Annotated in this window: 1 protein-coding gene; it reads right to left on the reverse strand. The window is 75.7% G+C overall.

Annotated elements, in window-relative coordinates:
- Window positions 1-27 precede the first annotated feature (27 nt).
- Window positions 28-662: MqnA/MqnD/SBP family protein (locus tag ACYVE9_RS29775; RefSeq protein WP_461030973.1), on the reverse strand; the 635-nt coding region annotated here is incomplete at its 5' end.

Consider the following 662-nt stretch of genomic DNA (forward strand, 5'->3'; position numbering starts at 1 on the left):
CCCCGCACCGGCGTCGGCGCGGCAGGGTCAACGCGGCAGGGTCAACGCGTCCGGGCTGATCGGCGGGACGAGGCCCTCGGCGGCGGCGCGGGTGAGCAGGCCGCGTACCGCCGCCGCCCCGGACTCGCCCAGGTCGGCGGTGAAGTCGTTGACGTAGAGGCCGATGTGCTGCTCGGCGACCTCCCGGTCCATCTCCTGGGCGTGCTCCCGCACGTAGGCGCGGGACGCCTGCGGGTCGTCCCAGGCCATCCGGACGGAGGCGCGGGCGGCTGCGGTGAGCGCGTCCAGAGTGGGCCGGCCCAGGGAGCGCTTGGCGATGATCGCGCCCAGCGGGATGGGCAGTCCGGTGGTCCGCTCCCAGTGCTCGCCCAGGTCGGCGAGGCGGTGCAGGCCGTAGTGGTGGTAGGTGAACCGGGCCTCGTGGATGACCAGGCCGGCGTCCACCCGGCCGTCCCGGACCGCGGGCATGATCTCGTCGAAGGGCAGCACCACCACCTCACCGACCCCGCCGGGCACCTCCGCCGCGGCCCACAGACGGAACAGCAGGTACGCGGTGGACCGCTCGCCGGGCACGGCCACCGTGGCGCCGGAGAGGTCGCGGCCGGTCTCGCGGGTCAGTACGAGGGGGCCGCAGCCGTGCCCGAGTGCTCCGCCGCAGGGCA

This window comes from Streptomyces sparsus, from assembly GCF_054776295.1.